20 protein-coding genes are annotated in these 21,503 nt (G+C 63.8%); 8 read left to right on the forward strand and 12 right to left on the reverse strand.

Features of this window, described 5'->3' with window-relative positions; genetic code table 11:
• Nucleotides 1–154: 154 nt before the first annotated feature.
• Nucleotides 155–910 carry a DUF5781 family protein gene (locus tag AArc1_RS17265; RefSeq protein ID WP_117365520.1) on the reverse strand — a complete coding sequence of 252 codons (756 nt, stop codon included), beginning with the start codon at nucleotides 908–910 and terminating at the stop codon, nucleotides 155–157.
• Between the two features lie 215 nt (nucleotides 911–1,125).
• Here AArc1_RS17265 and AArc1_RS17270 point away from each other — a divergent pair, with 215 nt between their 5' ends.
• Nucleotides 1,126–3,312: an elongation factor EF-2 gene (locus AArc1_RS17270; RefSeq protein ID WP_117365960.1), complete on the forward strand. Its 2,187-nt coding sequence runs from the start codon at nucleotides 1,126–1,128 to the stop codon at nucleotides 3,310–3,312.
• Between the two features lie 169 nt (nucleotides 3,313–3,481).
• Here AArc1_RS17270 and AArc1_RS17275 read toward each other — a convergent pair whose 3' ends face one another.
• On the reverse strand, nucleotides 3,482–3,760 hold the full coding sequence (locus AArc1_RS17275; RefSeq protein WP_117365521.1) for a hypothetical protein: 279 nt from the start codon (nucleotides 3,758–3,760) through the stop codon (nucleotides 3,482–3,484).
• A 69-nt stretch (nucleotides 3,761–3,829) separates the two neighbouring features.
• Nucleotides 3,830–5,215, reverse strand: a complete 1,386-nt coding sequence (gene cofH / locus AArc1_RS17280) for a 7,8-didemethyl-8-hydroxy-5-deazariboflavin synthase subunit CofH (RefSeq protein ID WP_117365522.1) — start codon at nucleotides 5,213–5,215, stop codon at nucleotides 3,830–3,832.
• Nucleotides 5,216–5,377: 162 nt separating this feature from the next.
• Here cofH and AArc1_RS17285 point away from each other — a divergent pair, with 162 nt between their 5' ends.
• Entirely contained in the window at nucleotides 5,378–6,628 is a 1,251-nt protein-coding gene (locus AArc1_RS17285; protein ID WP_161958304.1) for an MFS transporter, read from the forward strand.
• Between the two features lie 16 nt (nucleotides 6,629–6,644).
• Here AArc1_RS17285 and AArc1_RS17290 read toward each other — a convergent pair whose 3' ends face one another.
• Together AArc1_RS17290 and AArc1_RS17295 are read right to left on the reverse strand one after the other, a co-directional pair.
• Nucleotides 6,645–9,128, reverse strand: a complete 2,484-nt coding sequence (locus AArc1_RS17290) for a methyl-accepting chemotaxis protein (RefSeq protein WP_117365524.1) — start codon at nucleotides 9,126–9,128, stop codon at nucleotides 6,645–6,647.
• A gap of 141 nt (nucleotides 9,129–9,269) precedes the next feature.
• Nucleotides 9,270–11,840, reverse strand: coding sequence for a methyl-accepting chemotaxis protein (locus AArc1_RS17295; RefSeq protein ID WP_117365525.1), 2,571 nt, complete (start codon nucleotides 11,838–11,840; stop codon nucleotides 9,270–9,272).
• Between the two features lie 174 nt (nucleotides 11,841–12,014).
• Here AArc1_RS17295 and AArc1_RS17300 point away from each other — a divergent pair, with 174 nt between their 5' ends.
• Both AArc1_RS17300 and AArc1_RS17305 read left to right on the forward strand, forming a co-directional pair.
• Complete coding sequence (locus AArc1_RS17300; RefSeq protein WP_117365961.1) at nucleotides 12,015–13,034, forward strand: phosphoribosylaminoimidazolesuccinocarboxamide synthase; 1,020 nt, start codon at nucleotides 12,015–12,017, stop codon at nucleotides 13,032–13,034.
• 147 nt (nucleotides 13,035–13,181) lie between these two features.
• The gene (locus tag AArc1_RS17305) at nucleotides 13,182–13,394 is read left to right on the forward strand and encodes a hypothetical protein (RefSeq protein ID WP_117365526.1); all 213 of its coding nucleotides are present in this window, start codon (nucleotides 13,182–13,184) and stop codon (nucleotides 13,392–13,394) included.
• An 87-nt stretch (nucleotides 13,395–13,481) separates the two neighbouring features.
• Here the strand turns inward: AArc1_RS17305 and AArc1_RS17310 are convergent, their stop codons facing one another.
• A complete protein-coding gene (locus AArc1_RS17310) occupies nucleotides 13,482–14,789 on the reverse strand; it encodes an acetamidase/formamidase family protein (protein WP_117365527.1) in 1,308 nt (435 codons plus the stop codon).
• 180 nt (nucleotides 14,790–14,969) lie between these two features.
• Here AArc1_RS17310 and AArc1_RS17315 point away from each other — a divergent pair, with 180 nt between their 5' ends.
• Both AArc1_RS17315 and AArc1_RS19195 read left to right on the forward strand, forming a co-directional pair.
• Nucleotides 14,970–15,155 (forward strand): hypothetical protein, encoded by a 186-nt coding sequence (locus tag AArc1_RS17315; protein ID WP_117365528.1) that lies wholly within the window; start codon nucleotides 14,970–14,972, stop codon nucleotides 15,153–15,155.
• Between the two features lie 191 nt (nucleotides 15,156–15,346).
• Complete coding sequence (locus AArc1_RS19195) at nucleotides 15,347–15,505, forward strand: DUF7576 family protein (RefSeq protein WP_186336625.1); 159 nt, start codon at nucleotides 15,347–15,349, stop codon at nucleotides 15,503–15,505.
• A gap of 102 nt (nucleotides 15,506–15,607) precedes the next feature.
• Here AArc1_RS19195 and AArc1_RS19200 read toward each other — a convergent pair whose 3' ends face one another.
• Nucleotides 15,608–15,781, reverse strand: a complete 174-nt coding sequence (locus tag AArc1_RS19200; protein WP_186336626.1) for a DUF7556 family protein — start codon at nucleotides 15,779–15,781, stop codon at nucleotides 15,608–15,610.
• A gap of 237 nt (nucleotides 15,782–16,018) precedes the next feature.
• Nucleotides 16,019–16,969 carry a formyltetrahydrofolate deformylase gene (locus tag AArc1_RS17320; protein WP_117365962.1) on the reverse strand — a complete coding sequence of 317 codons (951 nt, stop codon included), beginning with the start codon at nucleotides 16,967–16,969 and terminating at the stop codon, nucleotides 16,019–16,021.
• Between the two features lie 282 nt (nucleotides 16,970–17,251).
• On the opposite strand from AArc1_RS17320, the gene AArc1_RS17325 reads away from it, so the two are divergent.
• Entirely contained in the window at nucleotides 17,252–17,458 is a 207-nt protein-coding gene (locus tag AArc1_RS17325) for a HalOD1 output domain-containing protein (protein WP_133412301.1), read from the forward strand.
• A 69-nt stretch (nucleotides 17,459–17,527) separates the two neighbouring features.
• Here AArc1_RS17325 and AArc1_RS18845 read toward each other — a convergent pair whose 3' ends face one another.
• From AArc1_RS18845 to AArc1_RS17340, 4 genes are all read right to left on the reverse strand, one after another.
• On the reverse strand, nucleotides 17,528–17,680 hold the full coding sequence (locus AArc1_RS18845; protein ID WP_161958305.1) for a C2H2-type zinc finger protein: 153 nt from the start codon (nucleotides 17,678–17,680) through the stop codon (nucleotides 17,528–17,530).
• Nucleotides 17,681–17,914: 234 nt separating this feature from the next.
• Nucleotides 17,915–18,127 (reverse strand): DUF7511 domain-containing protein, encoded by a 213-nt coding sequence (locus tag AArc1_RS17330; protein WP_117365963.1) that lies wholly within the window; start codon nucleotides 18,125–18,127, stop codon nucleotides 17,915–17,917.
• Between the two features lie 13 nt (nucleotides 18,128–18,140).
• Nucleotides 18,141–19,427, reverse strand: a complete 1,287-nt coding sequence (locus tag AArc1_RS17335) for a GTP-binding protein (protein ID WP_117365530.1) — start codon at nucleotides 19,425–19,427, stop codon at nucleotides 18,141–18,143.
• Nucleotides 19,428–19,598: 171 nt separating this feature from the next.
• Nucleotides 19,599–20,018 carry an SHOCT domain-containing protein gene (locus tag AArc1_RS17340; protein ID WP_117365531.1) on the reverse strand — a complete coding sequence of 140 codons (420 nt, stop codon included), beginning with the start codon at nucleotides 20,016–20,018 and terminating at the stop codon, nucleotides 19,599–19,601.
• Nucleotides 20,019–20,220: 202 nt separating this feature from the next.
• Here AArc1_RS17340 and AArc1_RS17345 point away from each other — a divergent pair, with 202 nt between their 5' ends.
• Nucleotides 20,221–21,444, forward strand: coding sequence for an FAD/NAD(P)-binding protein (locus AArc1_RS17345; protein ID WP_117365532.1), 1,224 nt, complete (start codon nucleotides 20,221–20,223; stop codon nucleotides 21,442–21,444).
• Nucleotides 21,445–21,503: the final 59 nt, after the last annotated feature.

Below are 21,503 nucleotides of genomic sequence, written 5' to 3' on the forward strand. Positions count from 1 at the left end.
AGAACGAGTGTGGGCAGTCGCCGCTTCTCCGGCGAGCTCGCTACAGTGACTGCTAATGGCCTGTGCTGGGCGCTGATCCGCAGTCGAGTGTAGACAGACTGGTACTAAAGCTGCCAATAGTCGTGTAGCGCTCGATCGATACCCGGTATCGAACTCAGTCCGCCGCCGGTCCCTCACCGCCGACGTACGACCGCGTCGCGTCGACGAGCACCTGGCGATAGCCGCTCGAGTCCGGATCGTGTGTGAGTTCGCGGAACCGACGCTTGAAGCCCTCGAAGTCGATTCCGGGGGCGTCCATCGCGGCGACGCGCGCGAGGTCGTACAGGCGGTGGTCGTCGTCGACGAGGTCGTGACGCTCGGCGAGTGCCAGCGCGAACGCGGCGTTGACGGCCGTGATCTCGGGGTCGGCACTCGGTGAGAGACGCTTTAAGCCCGGCCGGGAGGGCGTTTCGGGACGGTCGGCAAGCGCCATCGCGAGGCTCGACTCGAGGTACGCGAGCAGTTTCTCTCCGGGGCCGACCGCGAGGGTGATGTCGTCGGCGTAGATGTCTTTCATGTGATTTGCGATCTGGTGGCAGTGGGCGAGTTTTCGCCGCTCGACGCGTTTGCCGGCCAGCGCGAGGTAGAGGACTTCCTCGATGGACTGGACGTGCGACGGGTGTTCCTGCTCGTATCTGGCCATGTGAGAGAACTCGTGAAGAGCGAGTTCGCGAGCCATCGCACTCGAGGCGGCCTGTCTTGAGATATTGAGGACGTGTCGGTCCTCGTAGTGGCCGGCCCAGGTACGCTCGTCGGGGTCGTCGCGTAACTGGACGTACACCGGCAACGAGAGGTCGTGTTCGGTCTCGAAGAGATCTCGAGCGCTGAGAAAGGGAGACGTGGGTCCAGGACCCTGTACTCGTATGTCCATGCGTATAGATGCCAAGGGTTGAGACAGTATGGCTCTTACGCCGGGAGTCACGAGTTGTGACCCGGTGAGTCCGGAACCAACGGCAGCCACCAGTATCCTGTGTGGCAATTACTCACTCAATAAAGAGATTTCAGGGGTCAAACCCGAGGAAACGGCGGATCAGCCCGAGGACGAAACACTACCCTTTTGACCCCGCTGGCGGTAACAGGGTGTATATGGGCCGACGCAAGAAGATCGTCCAAGAGTGTGAACGGCTGATGGACGAACCGGAGAACATCCGGAACATCGCCATCGCCGCTCACGTCGACCACGGTAAAACGACCCTTTCTGACAACCTCCTCGCGGGTGCAGGCATGATCTCCGACGAGACTGCTGGCGAGCAGCTCGCGATGGACACGGAAGAAGACGAACAGGAACGTGGGATCACCATCGACGCCGCAAACGTTTCGATGACCCACGAGTACGAGGGAACGAACCACCTCATCAACCTCATCGACACGCCGGGCCACGTCGACTTCGGTGGCGACGTCACCCGTGCGATGCGTGCCGTCGACGGTGCGCTGGTGGTCGTCGACGCCGTCGAAGGTGCGATGCCCCAGACCGAGACCGTCCTGCGACAGGCACTGCGCGAGGGCGTCAAGCCGACGCTGTTCATCAACAAGGTCGACCGCCTCATTTCCGAGCTGCAGGAAGGCCCACAGGAGATGCAAGAGCGTCTCATCTCGGTCATCGCCGACGTGAACGAACTCATCGCCGGCATGACCGACGACATGGACGACGTCGACGACTGGACCGTCTCCGTCGAAGACGGCACCGTCGGCTTCGGCTCCGCGCTGTACAAGTGGGGCGTCTCGATGCCGTCGATGCAGCGGACCGGCATGGACTTCGGCGACATCATGGAACTCGAGCGAGCGGACAAGCGCCAGGAACTCCACGAGCGCACGCCGCTTTCGGACGTCGTGCTCGACATGGTCTGTGAGCACTTCCCGAACCCAGTCGACGCACAGCCCCGCCGTATCCCACGGATCTGGCGTGGCGACGCCGAATCCGACCTCGCAGAGCAGATGCGACTGGTCGACGAAGACGGCGAAGTCGTCTTCATGGTCACCGACATCGCGATGGACCCCCACGCCGGCGAGGTCGCTTCCGGTCGTGTCTTCTCGGGCAGCCTCGAGAAGGGCCAGGAGCTGTATGTCTCCGGGACCGCGGGCAAAAACCGCGTCCAGTCGGTCGGCATCTACATGGGTGGCGAACGCGAGGAAGTCGATCACGTTCCCGCCGGAAACATCGCGGCCGTCACCGGCCTGCGCGACGCCATCGCTGGCTCGACCGTCTCCGAGACGGACATGACGCCGTTCGAGTCGATCGAACACATCTCCGAGCCAGTCATCACGAAGAGCGTCGAGGCCCAGACGATGGACGACCTCCCCAAGCTCATCGAGACGCTCCGCCAGGTCTCGAAAGAGGACCCGACCATCCAGGTCACGATCAACGAAGACACCGGCGAGCACCTGATCTCCGGACAGGGTGAACTCCACCTCGAGGTCATCACCCAGCGTATCGAGAAGAATCAGGGCATCCCGGTCAACACCGGTGAGCCGATCGTCGTCTACCGCGAGGCTGTCCAGCGCGAGAGCGACACCGTCGAGGGCATCTCGCCAAACCGTCACAACCGCTTTTACATCTCCGCCGAGCCGCTGTCGGACGAACTCGTCGAGACGATCAAGCTGGGCGAGGCGACGATGGACATGCCCGAACTCGAGCGCCGTGAAGCGCTCATGGATGCCGGCATGGAGAAAGACGACGCCCAGATCGTCGAGCACATCCACGGCTCGAACATCCTGCTCGACCAGACGAAGGGTATCCAGCACCTAAACGAGACGATGGAGCTGTTCATCGAGGGACTCGAGGAAGCCCTCGACAACGGCCCGCTCGCCAACGAGCCGGTCCAGGGAACGCTCATCCGACTGCACGACGCCAAACTCCACGAGGACACCATCCACCGCGGTCCGGCACAGGTCATCCCGGCGACGCGTGAGGCCGTCCACAAGTCGCTGATCGACGCTCGCATCAAGGTGCTCGAGCCGATGCAAGACGCCCGCATCGACGTGCCAAACGACCACATGGGTGCCGCCTCCGGTGAGATTCAGGGCCGTCGTGGCCGCGTCGACGACATGTACCAGGAGGGTGACCTCATGGTCGTCGAGGGTATCGCACCCGTCGACGAGATGATCGGCTTCGCGAGCGACATTCGCTCTGCGACCGAAGGCCGTGCCTCCTGGAACACGGAGAACGCCGGCTTCGAGGTCATGTCCGACTCGCTCCAGCGTGAGAAGATCATGGAGATCCGCGAGCGCAAGGGCATGAAACTCGAGCTCCCGCCGAGCATCGACTACATCTAACTCGCGACAGTCGGTTTCGTCGCGTTATTCTTCGATCGGTTTCGATCATCGAACGCCACACTCGAGAGTAGCGCTCAAAGTCTCAGCCCATCGATACGGTCCGTCTTCTACGTCACTGAACGTGACGTCGATCGAGTGTCACAGCGTTCGAGATCGGGCGCAAAATAGCTCAGGCGTGGACGATCCGGTACCGATCCGCCGACGTCTCCTCGAGGACGGCTTCGGTTCGAAGCGAGACGATCTCGCCGGTCGGCTGCGGTTCGGTTTCGGCGTCGGCCTCGACGGACTCGAGCGTGCCGAGGAGGGTTGCTGAGGGCGGTTTCTGAGCAGCGCCGCAGTCGTAGATCGTCAGGAGACCGCGGTCGCCCTCCTCGCGGTCGTAGACGACGATGTGGGCGTGATTCGGGAGGTGCCAGCGATCGTCGTCGATCGGGACGAGGTGGTTCATGCAGAGTGGTACGACAGACCGAACCAAAAGTTCACCCCTCCACGGTCGCGACGCCGCGTGGCACCGGGTCTAGTCGTCCGCGAGTACGGCCCGGTCGGCGCGTTCGTCGTCGGAGAGCAGCGGCGTGCCATCGGCCTGCGGGCCGAGACGTGGGCCTACGGGCGGGTCGTCGGGGTCGATCACCCGTCGCCGTTCGTAGTCGGTCGATCGTTCGACCGGGACGCGACCGATCGAGGATATTAACTCCGCGTAGGCCGCGAACGAACGGAACTCACCGTAGTCGCCGCCGGCTCGCTTCGTGATCTCTTCGGAGAGGATCGTTCCCATGAAGTCGTCCGCGCCGCAGTGGAGCATTTTCAGGCCGTGTTCGTCGCCGTATTTGACCCACGACGACTGGATATGCTCGATGTTGTCGAGAAAGAGCCTCGAGACGGCGATCATTAGTTCGTCCTCGTCGGTGCTCGCACCGCCGGAGACGACGCCGTGTTCGAAAAGCGGCGTCTGCTGGTGGACGAACGAGAGCGGGACGAACTCCGTGATCGCGCCATCGACACGTTCCTGGAGGTCCCGCACGCGCTTCAGGTGCATCGCGCGGTGAGCATCGTTTTCGACGTGGCCGTACATGATCGTCGCCGTCAGCCCGAGGCCGACGTTCGCGGCGGCCTCCATCGCCTCGAGCCAGTCGTCGGTGCCGATCTTGCCGGGACAGATCGCGTCCCGGACTTCGTCGACGAGAATCTCGGCGGCGGTACCGGGAACTGTATCGAGGCCGGCGTCCCGCAAGCGACGGTAAACCTCCTCGTAGGACCAGTCGGTACCCCGGCGGGCGTGATAGCCCTCTTCGGGGGTCATCGAGTGGACGTGGACGCCGTCGACGTCCATCGCTGCGATCTGGTCGACGTAGGTGCCGGGGCTTTTCGCGTACACCTCGGGTGGCTTGTAGTTCGCCTCGCGGTAGGGGTCGTCGAGCGCCTCGAGGAGTTCGCGGTGTTCGTCGTCGAGTGCGAACGCGGGGTGGAGTCCCGAGACCGAACAGACCTCGGAGATGCCACGGGCGACGGCGTCAGAGACGATCTCGCGAGACTCGGCCGGCGTCTTGGTAAAGCCCGCAGTCTCGACGTCGGACTCGTGCTCGAAGCTGTGTGCGGAGTCTTTGAAGTTACAGAACAGACAGCCGACGTTACAGGCCGTCGTGACGTTGTTGTTCAGGTTCGCGACGAAGGTGACCTCCTCGCCGACCACCTCGGCGCGGCGACGATCCGCGGCCTCGAGCACTTGCTCTTTGCGCCGGCGATCGATCCCCTCGACGTCCGTCCCTGTCGTCAGCAACTCGATGGCGTCGTCGACGGTCAGTCGGTCACCATTGCGGGCTTTCGCTAAGGCGTTCTCGAACGACTGGTCAGTTTCGGGGACGTGTTCGAACGCGAGGTCGGCCTCGGTCACCGGTCGCTCCATCGTCGCAACGATACCGGTACAGCGAGAAAAGGATAGTGGTCCGCGTCCTCAACGGCGGTCACAACGCACGCGGTTCGGTCGCCCATCCGTCAACAGTCAGTTCGTCCGAAACATCCTTCGCACATCGCACGCGAGGTAGAGAAACATGAGGGAAGCCACCACGTGACGAGCAAACAACAGGCAGGGGCGAGGACGTGGCTGCGACGAGACGAGACGGGGACGATCGTCGCTGCGGTTTCGGTCGCTCACTTCCTCTCGCACGTCTACCTGCTCGCCTATCCACCACTGTTTCCGCTGATCGGCGCAGAGTTCGGGCTCACGACGACACAGCTCGGACTGCTCGTAACGGCGATCTACGTCCCCACGCTGCTCCTGCAGATCCCGATCGGCGAGGTCGTCGACCGCATCGGGGCCAAGCGAATCCTCGTCGCCGGCCTCGTGGTCACCTCTCTCGGCGTGGCGCTGTCCGGCCTCGCGCCAACCTACGGGGCGTTGCTCGCGTTCGCGCTCGTCTCCGGCGTCGGTCAGTCGGTCTTTCACCCCGCCGACTACGCGCTGCTCGAGAGCGTCACCGACGCGACGAACCAGGGGTCGGCGTTCGGGTTGCACACGTTCGGCGGCTTCGCCGGCTTCGCCGCCGCCCCGATCCTGACCGGGACGCTCGGCATCCAGTTTGGCTGGCGCGTCGCGTTGCCGGCCGTCGGTGCGCTCGGGATCGCCTACGCCGTCGTCCTGCTGGTGGCGACGAAGCCGGTATATCGCCGCCAGATTCGAACGCGCAAAGAGCCCGAGGTGTCCGCGACGAGCGACGCGGAACCGGGAGTCGCCTCGAGCCTGCGCGGGCTGTTCAGGACGGAACTGCTCGTCGTCAGCGGCTTCTATCTCGTCTCGATGATGGCCATCGTGGCCCTCCAGTCGTTCACGACGGTGTTCGCGATCGAATCGTTCGGGTTCAGCGACTCGGCCGCGAACACCGTGTTGACGGCCTACCTCGTCGGGACGGCAGTCGGCGTCATCGCCGGCGGCCCGTTCGCCGATCGGGCCCCGTTCCAGTACGTCATCGTCGGCGCGTTCGGCCTGGCTGCCGTCGGCATCTGGGTCACCGTCGTCGCGATCCACGGGAGTTACCTGACAGCCCTGGCGGTCTTCGGGGTCGTGGGGTTGCTCATCGGAATGGCCCTCCCTTCGCGGGACAAACTCGCGAACTCCTTCGCGGACGAGGGCTCGACCGGGAAGAGCTTCGGCTTCTTCTTTACGGGTCTCTCCCTCGGCGCCGTCATCAGCCCGGCAGTGGTCGGGGCGATCATCGACGCGTCCTCGGCGACCGCCGCCTTCCTCGTCGTCAGCGGGATCCTCCTCGTCGGGGCTGCGATCGTCGTCGGGCTTGCCCTGTACGCTCGAGGGCGGTCGTAGCCGGCTCGAGACCGGGTCAGCCGTCTGCGGGCTCGAGGTCGTCCTCGTCGTGTCGGAGCACGATGTCCGTTTCACGCGCGCGCTCGCCCTCGCTGTCACGTCCGCCACCGCCGTCGACCTCGAAGGCGTCGAGCGAGGCCCGGAGGTCGTCGGCCATCTCGGTCAGCGACTGGGCACCGGCGGCGACGTCGGAGATCGTCGCAGTCTGTTCTTCCGTGGCGGCCGCGACGGTTTCGGTTTCGTCCCTGGTGGCCTCGCTGCTCTCGGTCGCCTCGTCGACCATCGTCACGACGCGCTCGCTCGCCCGCGCCTGCTCGTCGGTCGCCTCGTTGATCGACTGAACGCCGTCGTTGGCCCGCTCGACCTGCTCGGTGATCCCCTCGATCGCCTCGGTACCCTCGTCGACGGCGTCCATTCCGCGATCGACCTGCTCGCGCATGCGATCGATCTCGGCGACGGTCTCGTCGACCGAACCCTGGACTTCGGCGATCAGCGCGTCGACCTCCTGGGTCGCCTCGCCGGTCTCTTCGGCCAGCGATTTCACCTCGCTCGCGACGACCGCGAAGCCGTCGCCGCCCTCTGCCGCGCTCGCAGCCTCGATCGAGGCGTTGAGCGCCAGCAGGTTCGTCTGCTCGGCAATGTCGTCGATCAGGTCGACGATCTCGCTGATCTCGCCCATCTCCGCGTCTAGCTGGCCCACCTGTGCAGTGATCTCCTCGGCCCGGTGCTCGAGGCGATTCATCTCCTCGTGAATGTCGCTGGCCGCCGCACCGGCCACGTCGGCCCGCTCGGCGGCCCGACTGGAGACCGACGCGACGTCGTCGGCGGTCGAAGCGATCTCCTCGATCGTCGCCGAGAGGTCGTTCATCTCGCCGTTGACCGTCCGGAAGCGGTCGCTCTGGTCGGCCGTCGCCGTCGCGATCTCCTCGGCCGACCGGCTGACCTCCTCGCTCGCGTTCTCGATCTCGGCAACGCGGCCGGTGACGTCGGTACTCACGTGGTCGACGTCCTCGGCGAGCGTCTGGATGTCGACGATCGTCCGCTCGAGGTCCTCGAGCATCTCGTTGAACGCCCGGGCGATGGCGGCGAGTGCCTCGTTGTCGACGCCCTCGTCGAGGCGCTGGGTCAGGTCACCCTCGGCAGCCTCGCCCATCACCTGCCCGAACTCGCCGGCTTTGCGCTCGAGGTCTTCGGCCAGCTCCTCGGCCTCGCGGCGGGCCTCGGCCGCCTCCGCCTGGGCGGCCTCGGCTTCCTCCCGCGACGTTTCGACGTCGTCGATGTAGGTCTCGAGGTCCGTACGCATCGTCTCGAGCGAGTCACCGAGTTTTCCGGGCACGTCTTCCTCGAGGACGGGAGCGTCGAACTCCTGGCGGGCGATGGCGTCGGCCTGCTCGGCCGCCGTCTCGAGGTAGCGGCGGATGCCGTCGAACGACGCGCGAACCTGTCCGACCTCGTCGATGCGGCCGTCGTCGTCGAGTTCGAGGTCGGTCTCGCCGTGAGAGAGGGCGGTCGCGTTGTCGGCGAGGTCGTCCATCGCTCGCGCGGTCGAGCGGCCGATCGTCGCTCCGATGACGAGGAAACCCGCGAGCGAGATACCGATCAGTCCGATCAGGGAGGTCGCGACGTCTCTGGTGATCGCATACGCCTCGTCCTGGGGGGCGTGTGAGACGAGTAGCCAGTCGGTCCCTTCGACCTGTGCGTAGGCGGCGACCTCGTCCGTGTCGTCGTACTCGAGCGCACCGGAAGCGATGTCGAGGTCGGCCTCAGTGACGGCCCGACTGTCGGTCCCGTCGCGGTACGTCGAGAGCACCGCATCGTGGTCGTCTGCGATCATCACGTCGCCGTCGTCGATGTCGATGACCTGCGTGTAGCCGCCCTCGATCTGGTCGTTGAACGTCGCGTCGAGTTCGGTTACGTCGGCTTCGATCATCACCGCAGCGTCAGCGCCGTCGATCGAACTGAAAAATGCGATGAAATGGTCGCCGTCGCGGTCGTACGTATCGGAATAGGTCGTTCCCGGGATCCCCCCCTGGAACTCGAACTCCGTGACGTCGCCGCCGCTCAACCGCGTATGAAGCTCGAGGTCGAGGTCGGCGAGATCGGTCCCGACCGTCTCGTCGTCCGTGCTGTGGGCGATCTCGCCCGTCTCGAGGTCGGCGTAGTGGAGGCCGACGATCTCCGTCGGCATGGTCTCGAGTTCCTCTTCGAGTGCGGTATCGATCGCCTCGTCGTCACTGTTGACGACTTCCTCACGGGTGGCGATGGTTTCGACCGCCTGTTCGTTCGTCTCGACCCAGTTTGCGAGTTCGCCCGCGTCGTCGTCCGCCGCCAGTTCCATCTCGCTCTGGACGTTCGCGGTTAGCTCGCCGGTGATGTCGACGTAAAAGAACGCCGCAGCGCCCACCGTGATCACCAACACTGCAACCATAACCAGCGCGAACTTCGCGACGTAGCTCCCACGAACCCGATCCGGGAGGAGACGAGCAGCTGAGAGAGGCATTTCCGAGACAGTTCTCTCAGCCGTAGTTAGCAGTTGTGGCCAAACGCGTACTCGAGAAGGAGCGGCGGGCCGCCGGAGGGTCGGCTTCGGTCCGTCGTTCGCCCCGGAAATCGCCGTAGCGGCCGCGACGGCTCGAGTTCGTTACTTGTCGGCGTCCGTCGCGTCGGCAGCCTCGTCGGCGACCGACGGGAGGTCGTCGGCAGCCGCGTCGGCAACCGAGTCGCCGACGTACTCGAGTTCGACCTCGTCCGTAGCCGACCCTCGGGACTCGCCACTCGGCAGGACGCCGTCGGAGTCGGCCGACGAGGCGCTGGCGTCGACCTCGAAGGCGTCGAGCGAGACGCGGAGGTCGTCTGCCATCTCGGTCAGCGAGTGGGCACCGGTAGCGACGTCGGCGATGGATGCGGTCTGTTCTTCGACGGCGGCCGCGACGGTTTCGGTCTCGGCGTTCGTCTCCTCGCTTCGGTCGGTCGCTTCGTCGACCATGGTGACGACGCGTTCGCTGGCACGTGCTTGCTCGTCTGTAGCCTCGTTGATCGACTGCACACCGTCGTTGGCCCGATCGACCTGCTCGGTGATCGCGTCGATCGCCTCGATGCCTTTGTCGACGACGGTAACTCCGTCGTCGACTTGCTCTCGCATACGGTCGATCTCCGCGACGGTCTCGTCGACCGAACCCTGGACCTCGCCGATCAGCGCGTCGACCTCCTGGGTCGCCTCGCCGGTCTCTTCGGCCAGCGATTTCACCTCGCTCGCGACGACCGCGAAGCCGTCGCCGCCCTCTGCCGCGCTCGCAGCCTCGATCGAGGCGTTGAGCGCCAGCAGGTTCGTCTGCTCGGCGATGTCGTCGATCAGGTCGACGATCTCGCTGATCTCACCCATCTCCGCGTCTAGCTGGGCTACCTGCGTCGTGATCTCTTCGGCTCGCTGCTCGAGGTTGGCCATCTCCGCTCTGATTTCACTCGTCGCTTCCCCGGCGACGTGGGCCTGCTCGGCGGCCCGGTCGGAGACCGACGCGACGTCGTCTGCGGTCGAGGCGATCTCTTCGACCGTCGCCGAGAGTTCGTTCATCTCGCCGTAGACCGTCTGGAAGCGCTCGTTCTGGTCCGCTGTCGCCGTCGAGATCTCCTCGGTCGAGCGGCTCACCTCGTCGCTTGCCTGTTCGATCTGGGCGACGCGGTCGGTGACGTCCGTGCTGATTCGGTCGACGTCCTCTGCGAGCGCCTGAATGTCGACGATCGTTCGCTCGAGGTCCTCGAGCATTCCGTTGAACGCACGTGCAATCTCGGCGAGCGCCTCGTTGTCGACGTCCTCGTCGAGGCGCTGGGTGAAATCACCCTCGGCAGCCTCGGTCATTACCTGTCCGAACTCGCCGGCTTTGCGCTCGAGGCTCTCGGCCAACGCCTCGGCCTCGTGGCGAGCCTCGGCCGCTTCTGCCTGGGCGGCCTCGGCTTCCTCCCGTGACGTTTCGACGTCGTCGATGTAGGTCTCGAGGTCCGTACGCATCGTCTCGAGCGAGTCGCCGAGTTTTCCGGGCACGTCTTTTTTCAGGACAGGGGCGTCGAACTCCTGGCGGGCGATAGCGTCGGCCTGATTGGCGGCCGTCTCGAGGTACTGGCGGATGCCGTCGAACGACTCGCGCACCTGACCCACCTCGTCGATGCGGCCGTCGTCGGCGATCTCGAGGTCCGTCTGGCCATCGGAGAGCGTCAGTGCGTTGTCGGCGAGGTCGTCCATCGCTCGCGCGGTCGAGCGGCCGATCGTCGCCCCGATGACGACGAAGCCAGCCAGTGCGATGGCGATTAAGCCAGCTAGCGAGGTCACGACGTCGTCGGTGATCGCGTAGGCTTCCTCTTGGGGAGCATGCGAGACGAGCAGCCAATCGGTGCCGGGGACGTAGGCGTAGCCGACCGCGAGCCCGTCGTCGTCGTATGCGGCCGACCCAGTGATGGCAGTGGCGTCCGCTGTCGCGGTGTCGAGAACGTTCTCGTCGGCCCCGTCACGATATGGCGAAAGGATCAGGTCACCGTCGCTAGCGGACATCACGTCGCCGTCGGCAGCGTCGACGACTTGCGTGTAGCTGCCCTCGATCGGGTCGCTGAACCGCTCGGGGAGGTCGGTGGCGTCGACTTCGACCATCACGGCACGGTCGTCCGTTCCGTCAACCGGGCTCAAGAAGGCAACGTACTCCGCCCCGTCGCGTTCGTAGGCGTCACTGTAGCTCACCTGAACGTTCAACTCGCCCTCATACGTAAACTCAGTGACGGCGCCAGCGGCCGATCCCCGGTGTAACTCGAGGTCGAGGTCGGTGATATCCGTCCCCAAGGCAGCCTCGTCCGTGCTGTGGATGACTTCGTCCGTCTCGAGGTCGATGTAGTGAATCGCGTGTGCATCAGACATCCCGCGACGTTCTGCATCCAACGTGTCGTCGATCTCTTCGTCGGTTCCCGTCACCAGTTCGTCGTACGAAGAGAGCATCAGCGTCATCTGTTCGTGATAGTCGACCCACTCGCCGAGGGCGTCAGCATCCCCAACGGCCGTCTGTTCCATCTCCGCGTGAACGTTCGTCGTGAGATCGTCCGTGATGTCGACGTAGAAGAACACTGCCGCACCAACGGTCGCGACGAGAACGAGCAGAACAACGAGCCCAAATTTCGTAACGTAACTCGATCGGATCCGATCGGGAAGCAATCGTCCAGCTATCGATGCCATTTCGGAAACGATTTTCCCGACAGACGATATTGTTTATGGCCCTGTAGAAATCATACATTATTATTCGTCCATTGAAATCGAAGACACAGCGATCGATACTGAAACCTTCTTGGAGTGTCGCCTCACGACTACAGATATGAACGACGGCGATCGCAGCCGCTCGAGGTGGCAGTCGTGACGAGCGTCAAGGAGTTCCGCGTCGACGAGCCGCCGACGGCCGACAGCCTCGGCCGTGGCGCGTTCGTCTTCACCGACGACTACTCGGTGTTCGACTGGGGGAAGATGCCCGATACGATCCCCGAAAAAGGCGCAAGTCTCTGTACGATGGGGGCGTTCAACTTCGAACTGCTCGAGCGTGCGGGCGTCCCGACCCACTACCGCGGCGTGGTCGAAGACGGCACTGTCGTCTCGCTCGCGGACGCGAGCGAACCACCCCGCGAGATGGCGATCGATCTCACGCAGGTCCCCGACCTGCCGAACGACGGCCGGGAGTACGACTACGACCAGTACCACGAGGACGCCGCGGCGAACTACCTGATCCCCCTCGAGATCGTCTTCCGAAACCGCGTCCCCGTCGGCTCGAGTCTACGCCGCCGGACCGAACCGGCGGACCACGGCCTCGCAGTCGACGAGTGGCCCGACGAGGCAGTCGACCTCGAGGAGCCGATCCTCGAGTTCTCTACGAAGTACGAGGAGGGCGACCGGTACCTCGAGCGCGCCGAAGCCGACACCATCGCTGGCATCGCCTCGGTCGAGGACCTCGAGTCGATCGCCCGCGAGGTCAACCGGATCGTCACCGACCAGGCCGCCTCGGCGGAGCTGGAACACGAAGACGGGAAGATCGAGTGTCTGTACGTCGACGGCGAGATCCGCGTCGCCGACGTCGTCGGAACCTTCGACGAGAACCGCTTTAGCTACGAGGGAGTCCAGCTCTCGAAGGAAGTGTTGCGCCAGTACCACAAGCGCGCCCAGCCCGAGTGGATCCGAGCCGTCGAGGCCGCAAAAGCCGAGGCAAAACGCGAGGACGTCGCCGACTGGAAAGGGCTGTGTGACCAACAGCCACAGTCGCTCGAGGAGTCGGTGCTCGAGACGGCTCGAGACATGTACTGTGCGGGCACCAACGCGTACACGGGCGAGGAGTGGTTCGATGCGCCGCCGCTCTCGAGTGCGATCGGTGCGATAAAAGGCCTGTAGCCGCCAACACGACCCATCGCCGTCGACCCGCCCGTCAGATCGGACGAAAAGACGAGAGCGTCTCCCCTCGAGTGGATCGACCGCTGGTTCGCTCATCGAAAAGAGTAACCCTCATATGTCGGGATTAACCAGATACTGCTGAGTGCAATGACCCTCATTAGCGTCGTCGCATCGAGTATCGCCCCCTTTGACCCCACAGTCGCCATCGCTGGCGTCGCCGGCGTCGCATTGACGATCTTCGTCGCAATCCTCACGTTCGTCGCCCTTGCTCCGGTCGTCTCTGCGAGCTGGAGCGAACAACTCCACGCGACCCCAAACGGCGGGCCGTCACTCGAGGCCGAGTCCAACGAAGCCGACTGAACCCACGGCGGACCGCGGCTCGCGCTCGATTCACTCTCCCGACCGACGCCGTCGCCGAGCCACAGCGGACGCAAACGGGTCGCGTCGCTACAGGTCGTACTGGTCGCGGACCAGATGCGCCATTCCACGCTCTTCGAGGATCTCCAACGGCGCGAGCACGTCGAGCTGGACGACGCCCGGCAGACGGCCGACCTGAACACCGCCGGTGAACGTACACCGCGCCCGAACCTCTCCCTCGCTCATGTCGAGCAGCGAGCCCGCGCGATCGAACGCGTTCTGGGTGGCGTCGTTGATCGTCGCTCCCGAGCCGATGACCTGGATCGGCCCCATTGCCTCCTCGAGATCGACGCCGTGAGCGGCAGCGAGCTCGCGGCCGGTCTCGAGTTCTTCGTTACTGTAGGGTTTGCTGATAAACGGCAGATCCTCCGCATTTGGCAAAAGGATCGGACCATCGAGATCGAGCCCCTCGATGACCTCGACGTCCATCCGGACGGTGCCGCTGACGTCGGTCGTGTGCAAGGAGAGTTCGCCGTCGCCCTGATTGGCGTGGAGGTCACCGACGTAGACGCCGCCGCCGTCGACCTTGACGGGACAGATGAGCGTCGCGCCGGCGCGCACCTCGGAGATGTCCATGTGTCCGTCGGTGCGCTGCTCGAGGTCGGCTTCGCTCTCGAGTCCCCAGTCGTGATCGGCGTCGATGAGGAACTGTCCGAAGTCACCGGCGTTATGCGAATCGGGCAGTTCGATGGGTGGCGTCGTCCCGACGTTCCCGATGAAGGGGCGCAGTCGGCCCAGCGTGCCGGGTATCTCCGAGGGTTCATAGAGCACGATCGGGTGCTGGCGGGCGTTCTCGGGAATGTCCATCACGTCCGCTGCGTCCGTGGCGAGTTCGTGAGCCCCGTCGTCGTCCATCGTCAGGCCGACCGTATGGTCGTCGTCGAAGGCGACGGTGTAGCCGTACTCGAAGCCGAACGCGGAGGCGTTCGCGCCACACTCCGCACAGCGGATGGCGTCCTCGCCGGTTCCCTCGACGACCGAGTCGGGCCACTCGGTACCACAGTCGGGACAGCGGTGATCGACGAACGGATCGTCGCCGAACGCACCCTCGCGCTCGCGCATCGTCCCCGTACTGGTCGCCATGCTGGTCACCTCGATCTCCCGGATCTTCAGCGCGATCGCGTCGCCGACCTCGGCGTTCTCGACGCGAACCGGTCGCGTTACCTCGTGACCACCGCGAAACTCGGGCGTGATCATCGGCCCCCAGCACGCCGGCGGCGTGTACGTCTCGATCGTGCCACCGTCGGCGACGGTACCCGCCCACTCCTGGTCCGGGCCGACGAGCCCAAGTGTGTACTCGTCGACGGACAGCTCCTGTTGTACTTCTTGTTGTGACATCTCATGGCTAGATAGGCCATCGACCGGCATAAACTGACGGTAAAATCCCACGTCGCCTCGCACCTGAGTGTCCAATCCCGCTACCTGACAGCGACGAACGCCGCTGTATGCAAAACGGCGAGTTCTACAGTAGCCACTGCACGTCAGTGCGTACCCGCTCGCCAGACGGATCGGTGATCAGTGTGTAACTCGTTGCAGTTGTTACTAGAGCCCGTCCAGCAGACGGACCACCTCGAGTCGACCGATCGCATGCGAGTCGTCACCGAAGCCGTCCTCGAGATCCTGCGAGACGCAGCCCAGCGGCGAGGCCGAAGCCGTCGCGACCCCTCAGGTGGACTCGAGCACTGTCCGAGGACGTCGCGTTGAACCGCAGCGACGCCTGCGTCAGCGTTCACAGGCTGACGATCGAACACGATACTCACACAGCATCCCACGTTCGTTTGACTCTCCAGGAGTTCGTGTGGTTTCAGTGGACGATTCAGGAATTGTCAGTGGATCAACCGTCGATACCGCCGCAAACAGTTCGTTCAAGGACCGGTCGTCCGTCGGCTCAGATAATGGTCGATTCGACCGATTCGGACCCGGCCCGCTGTCGCCACTGCGGCGAGACGCTCGAGGAGCGCCCCCAGCGACGAGTCGTCAGTTCGATCGAGGACGGACAAGTAGTCCACCGGCAGTTCTGTGCCGACGACTGCCTCGAAGCCTGGAGCGAATAGCTCGGCGGCTCGAAGTGTTACCAACAGCCGAAAATCAGTCGTCACGACCGACGCTGGCCGTCCGGCGGAGCCGGCCAGCGTCGGTCGTCCTCGAGTCGATGGTTACCGCCACTCCTCGAGGGACGCGGCTGCCGTCTCGTGCATCGAGACCCACGCGTCGTCCCGCGTGAGATCGGCGATGACGAGCTGTGGCCGACCGTCGATCTCGTCGATCGCGGCGACTACGTCGCGGTCGTCTGCCGAACGTCGGCCGACCGATCCCACGTTGGGTGTCATATGCGAAGATTACTCGTCGGGGAGTATGAACGTTACGAAGCTACCCGAGACAGAAAACGTTCGGCCAACAATATCGACGCTATCGAAGAATTCCCAAGCGTATTACCATTGGGGCTTGAGAGACCGGATTTGGGCAATCTGACGGCATCGTCGTCAGCCGACCTGTTCGCTCCGGGCGTCGGCCAGCCGTGACACGAGGCCCCGAGGTCGAGTCGAGTGTGTTCGTTCGACCTGCTATCAGTTGTCGTCGGTGATCGCACGGCCAATCCCATCGATCGGCCGGTCCGGCGTGATCTCGGCGACTTCCTCGGGAAGACCGAGCAGGTACTCGTCGCTGTTTTCACGAATCGTCGTGCGGCCGCGGTGGACGGAGACGTCGCCGCGTAGATGCAGGCGAACCGCCTCGAGAAGCGCGTCGGCCTCGAGTGGCTGGCCCCGCCGTTTCATCGTTTCCACATCGGCGTCGTCGGGGACGTCGAACGCCCGCTGGGTGATGATCGGCCCCTGGTCGAGGTCGGTCGTCACGTAGTGGGCGGTGACGCCGGCGATCCGGACGCCCTCCTCGACGGCCTGGCGATAGGCTTCAGCACCGGGGAACGCCGGGAGCAGCGATGGATGGACGTTGATGATGCGGTCTTCGTAGCGGAAGACGACGTTGGGCGAGAGAATCCGCATGTAGCGAGCGAGCACGATGAGGTCGACGTCGTACTCCGACAGGACCTCGAGCAGCCGGTCTTCGTTCTGCTGGCCGCCCTCGTCGCCGATATCGTGGAACGGAACGTCGTAGTGGTCGGCCAGCGGCTCGAGGTCGTCGTGGTTACCGACAACCACGCCGATGTCTGCGCCGAGGTCGTCGTTCGCCCACGCCTCGAACAGCGCCTCGAGACAGTGGCTCTCTTTGGTGACGAGGACAGCGATCTGTTGTGTCTCTCGGTCCGAAGGAAAGCGAACCTGGACATCGAGGCCGAGGTCGTCACCGAGTGTATGGAGATCCGCGCGGAGTTTCGCTTCCGTACAGACCATTTCCGAGGTATCGATGGCGATGTACATCCGGAAGACGCCGTCACGAACCGCCTGATCGAGGTCCTCGATGTTGAGTCCGCGCTCGAACAGGAGGCTCGTCACGCGCGCGACCAATCCAGTGTCGTCCCCTCCGATCACCGTAATTTCGGCGATGTCGGTCGTCATCGGCTCCACCTCCGCTCGAGCGTTCGTCGGAACATCAGTACGCATCTCAGTTTTCCGCCGGTGAAAAGTCCTGCTTTCCTCGAATTCGGCTGCGAGCGATTCGATATCACACCAGTACATCCCACGCCCACCTGATCCCACGGGCGTCCCACACGTTCTCCGCCCGGACCACAGCGCCGAAACGCCGGCAAAAAGGGCCTTTCTGTCACTGGACCCTCATCGCCGAACGATGACCGACTCGAGGAGTCGCGTTTAATTCGGGCTCACGAGCGTATGACGATCGTGTTGACGGTTATAGCGCTCTCTGAAACGGCACCCGACGAACTCGATCGAATCTACGACAGGATCGATCCTGATAGCCTGGAGAGCCTCTTCGTTCCGGCCAACGCCGCTGCAAAGCGTAACGCGGACCAGGTGTCGTTCAGGCTCGGGGGGTACACGGTTACGGTTCACGCGTCCAGGACGATCATCGTCACAGGTTCGGCGTGACGATGGCATCGAGTCTCCGCGTCGACGGTTGGACTCGAACCGAGAAGCAGTGTCTGGTCGACCGTCCGATCAGTGGGCCGCGTGAACGTGTTCGCGAAGGCCGTCGACCTCGTCGAACGCCTCGTCGCAGACGGCACAGGTGTTGTGATGCAACGCGACGTGTTGGGTGACGCCGGCCGCTGACTGGAAGCTCTCGTCGCAGGTGGAGCAGTTGTATCCCATAGCGTTAGTAAATTGAGTGAGGCAGCGTAAAAACAGTTGCTAGGATATAGCTATCGATAGCCCATTTATTTTAATAACACGAGCGTGTGTGGTCATACCATCTTCACGATCGACCGACCGAGCGGGCCAGCCGATAGCGTGCTCGTCTCGGGCGTACCGACGTGCTCGTGACGTGCTCGGCGTGACGACACGAACGTTCGAACCGGTCAGGAGGGAGTAGCCGAGAGACGACGCTCACCTGGCGTCCTCACGCGAGACGAACGCGTCGCCCCAGGCTTTGATCCAGCGGTCGCGTGTCGCCTCGAGCGTCACCGACGAGTAGATCGTACAGGAGTCGGGGCGGTGGTCGCGTCGCTCGACGTACGCCTCGTAACACGGCGAGACGTCGGGCAGCGGTGGCTCACCTGCTACGTCCGCTGTGGTGGACTCAGCGTCGCGTTCTGACACTCGATCCACCCATTTAGTCTGCGAGCCCGATCTCTTCCTGGTCGTCTTCCGTCTCCGCTCCTGGACCGTCAGTTGCGTCCTCCGCCTCCGATTCTGCTGACGGCTCGAACGGCGGGAACCGGTTCTCGTAGCTCGACCAGTCTTCCTCGAGTTCCCCGTCGGTGAGCAGACAAGCCTCGAGCGCGTCCCGAAGGTCGTCGTGGTCCATCTCGACGCCGATCACGACGAGACGGTCGTTTCTGTCGCCCCAGCGGTCGTGCCAGGCGTCCTCGAGTTGTGGATACGCCTCGAGTTGCTCCTCGCGTTCGTCGGCCGGAAGCGCATCGACCCACCGTCCGGCTGGAGCGACCCGGATCGACTTTCCGGCGACGTTGAGCGTGATCGCTACGTCCTCGCGGGTTGCGATCCAGAAGTGCCCTTTCGAACGGACGACGTCCTCCGGGAACGCATCGAGCAGATCCGCGAACCGCTCTGGGTGGAACGGTCGGCGCGCCTCGAAAACGAACGAGGTGACGCCGTGTTCTTCTTCGGCCGATTCGTGGGGCTCCTGAAGCTCTTGCATCCAGCCAGCGGATCGGCTCGCGTCCTCGAAGTCGAACCGGTCGGTGTCGATGACGTCGTCGGGATCGACACGACCGTGTTCGATCCGCAGGATCTCCGCACGCGGCTGGAGGACCGACACCGTTTCCTCGATCTCCGAAAGGGTGTCCTCGTCGACGAGGTCACACTTGTTCAACAGGAGGACGTCACAGAATTCCACCTGTTCGACGAGCAGGTCGCCGAGGTGCTTTTTCGTTCCGTCGTCATCGAGGACCTCATCCGATTGCATCGCCTCGTGGAACTGATGGGCGTCGACAACGGTGACCGTCGTATCGAGGTGACAGCCCTCGAGCGGTTCGATGCCGGTCTCCTCGTAGAACTCCGTGGGATCGAGATCGGACTGATCGAACCCGAGCGTGAGCGTCTGAGCGACCGGCAGCGGTTCGGCAACGCCGGTCGACTCGACCACGATGGCGTCGAACTCACGATCCGAGGCGGTGAGCTCGCCGATCGCATCGAGTAGGTCACCGCGCAGCTCACAGCAGATACAGCCGTTCGAAAGCTCGATGAGCTCTTCGTCTTCGTCCGTGATATCAGAGGATTCGGCAACCCGGTCGGCGTCGACGTTGACCTCTCCCATGTCGTTGACGAGAACGGCGAGGTCGCGGTCGGTCTCGTGCAAGACGTGGTTCAACGTCGTCGTCTTGCCAGCACCGAGGGTTCCGGACAGTACCGTCACGGGAATCGAGTCGTCGGACATTCAGTTAACAACTATGCTTCCAAGATAATAGAAGTTATTATCTCGATTTAGAAGTTTAGTAACAGCCACGAGGACATTGGTTCGAGCGTCCCACTCGAGCGGTCAGTAACGAACGCGACGACCGATCAGTAACGAACGCGACGACCGATCAGTAACGCAGGCAACAGGCGATCACCCTCGCTCGAGTTCCGGCTCGGGTTCGAGGGCGTCCGGTTCCGCGTCGCCTCCTGATCCGTCGACGTACCGGTCGACGTCGGCGACGGTTTCGGTCGCTACCAGGGTCTCGAGTTTGCGTTCGAACTCGGCGTCGGAGAGGTCGCCGGCGGCATAACGCTGGCGGAGAACCTCGAGAGCGCTTCCCGCGTCGTCGTCGGCAGCCGACTCGGCTGCATACTGGGAAGATGACTCTACGTCGAGGCCCGTCGTCACTCGGTCTAAGAGTTCACCGCCGAAGATCATCGCGAAGATGACGAGGATGATCGCGACTCCCGAGTTGATCGCCGCAAGTGCGATAAGACTCCCCAGGAGAACGACGACGCAGACGACTACTGCAGCCGTCGAAACGTGGATTACCGGACGATCTTCGGCCATACGAAAACGTCGATAACCGGCTATAAAAAGTCACCTCGACTACAATAACTTTCGACACGTACCGATCGAATAGGTGGACAGTCAGGCAAACCAACCAGTCGGCACCGTCGAGCGGCGTACGTGTTACCAAATTTTGGTCCCAGGGTAGTATTATGTGCTAACTCGATAGTCTAAAGTAATAATATACCGTACGACGGAGCGTATGCTCGAGTGTGCGATCGTCGGCGGTGGGATCCACGGCACATACCTGGCACAGCGACTGCTCGAGGAGACGGCAGTCGAGCGATCGGACCTTCGGATCGTCGATCCACACGAGCGGCTGCTCGAGTCGTTTCGCCGGAAAGCGCGAGCCTGCGAGATGTCTTCGATGCGGTCGACGTTCGTCCACCACGTCGGCACCGAACCGTTCGGCCTCGAGGAGTTCGCCGAAGCACGAGACCGTGGCGACGAACTCCTGCCGACGCAGGAGTATCCGCGACGCCCCTCGCTGTCGCTTTTTCTCGACCACGCCGATCACGTAATCGGGCGCTACGACCTCGAATCACTTCACCACCGGACCAGCGTCGAGTCGATCCAGCCACGAGCGAACGACGAGGTCGACGGCTCGTTCGTCCTCGAGACTCCCGACGGGGACTCGCTCGTGGCTCGAGCCGTCGTGGTCGCGATCGGCCACGGTGGCCGATACCGTCGCCCGGCGTGGGCCGACGGCGTCGACGGCATTAGCCACGTCTGGGACGACGCGTTCGATCCCAACACCGCGGTCGACGAGACGACCGTCGTCGGTGGCGGGATCACCGCAGCCCAGCTTGCAACCACGCTGACCGAGCGTGAGTCGGTCACGCTGCTCTCGAGGACCGAGCTCGAGACGGAGACGGTGGAGGCCGATCCGCTCTGGATCAACTGGAACCACGTCGAGCGACAGCTCCATCGGCACCCGCCCGGATCACGACGGCGACTGGACGTGCTCTACAGCGCACAGAATCGAGGCACGATTCCGCCGCGGCTCGTCTCGGCTCTCGAGTCAGCTGCCGACCGCGATGCACTATCGATCCGCCAGGGCGCAGTTCGCTCGGCGCGGGTAGTCGACGGTCGGGTTCGGCTGCTCCTCGAGACCGGTGGCTGTCTCCCCGCTGATCGCGTCGTGTTGGCAACCGGCTTCGAGTCGGTGTTCGAACACCCGTTCGTCGGCCACGTCGCCGACGCCTGCGGGCTCGAGCGTGGCTACCGCGGGATGCCCGTCCTCGAAGACGAGACGCTCGCGTGGCGACGGACGACTGGTGACGCGAGTCGATTATTCGTCACCGGGGCACTCGCGGCCGGAACCGCAGGCCCGCTGGCCGGTACGGTCATCGGCGCACGGCGGGCAGCCGACCGAATATGTGACTCCATAAAGCCCCCCAGCGAGTCACCGGTAATCGCCGACTGATCGTCACGGATCACAGCGGGGTGAAACGTACGAATCGATCCCACTACGTTTTGTACTCG

It is taken from the genome of Natrarchaeobaculum sulfurireducens (assembly GCF_003430825.1).
Lineage (GTDB): Archaea > Halobacteriota > Halobacteria > Halobacteriales > Natrialbaceae > Natrarchaeobaculum > Natrarchaeobaculum sulfurireducens.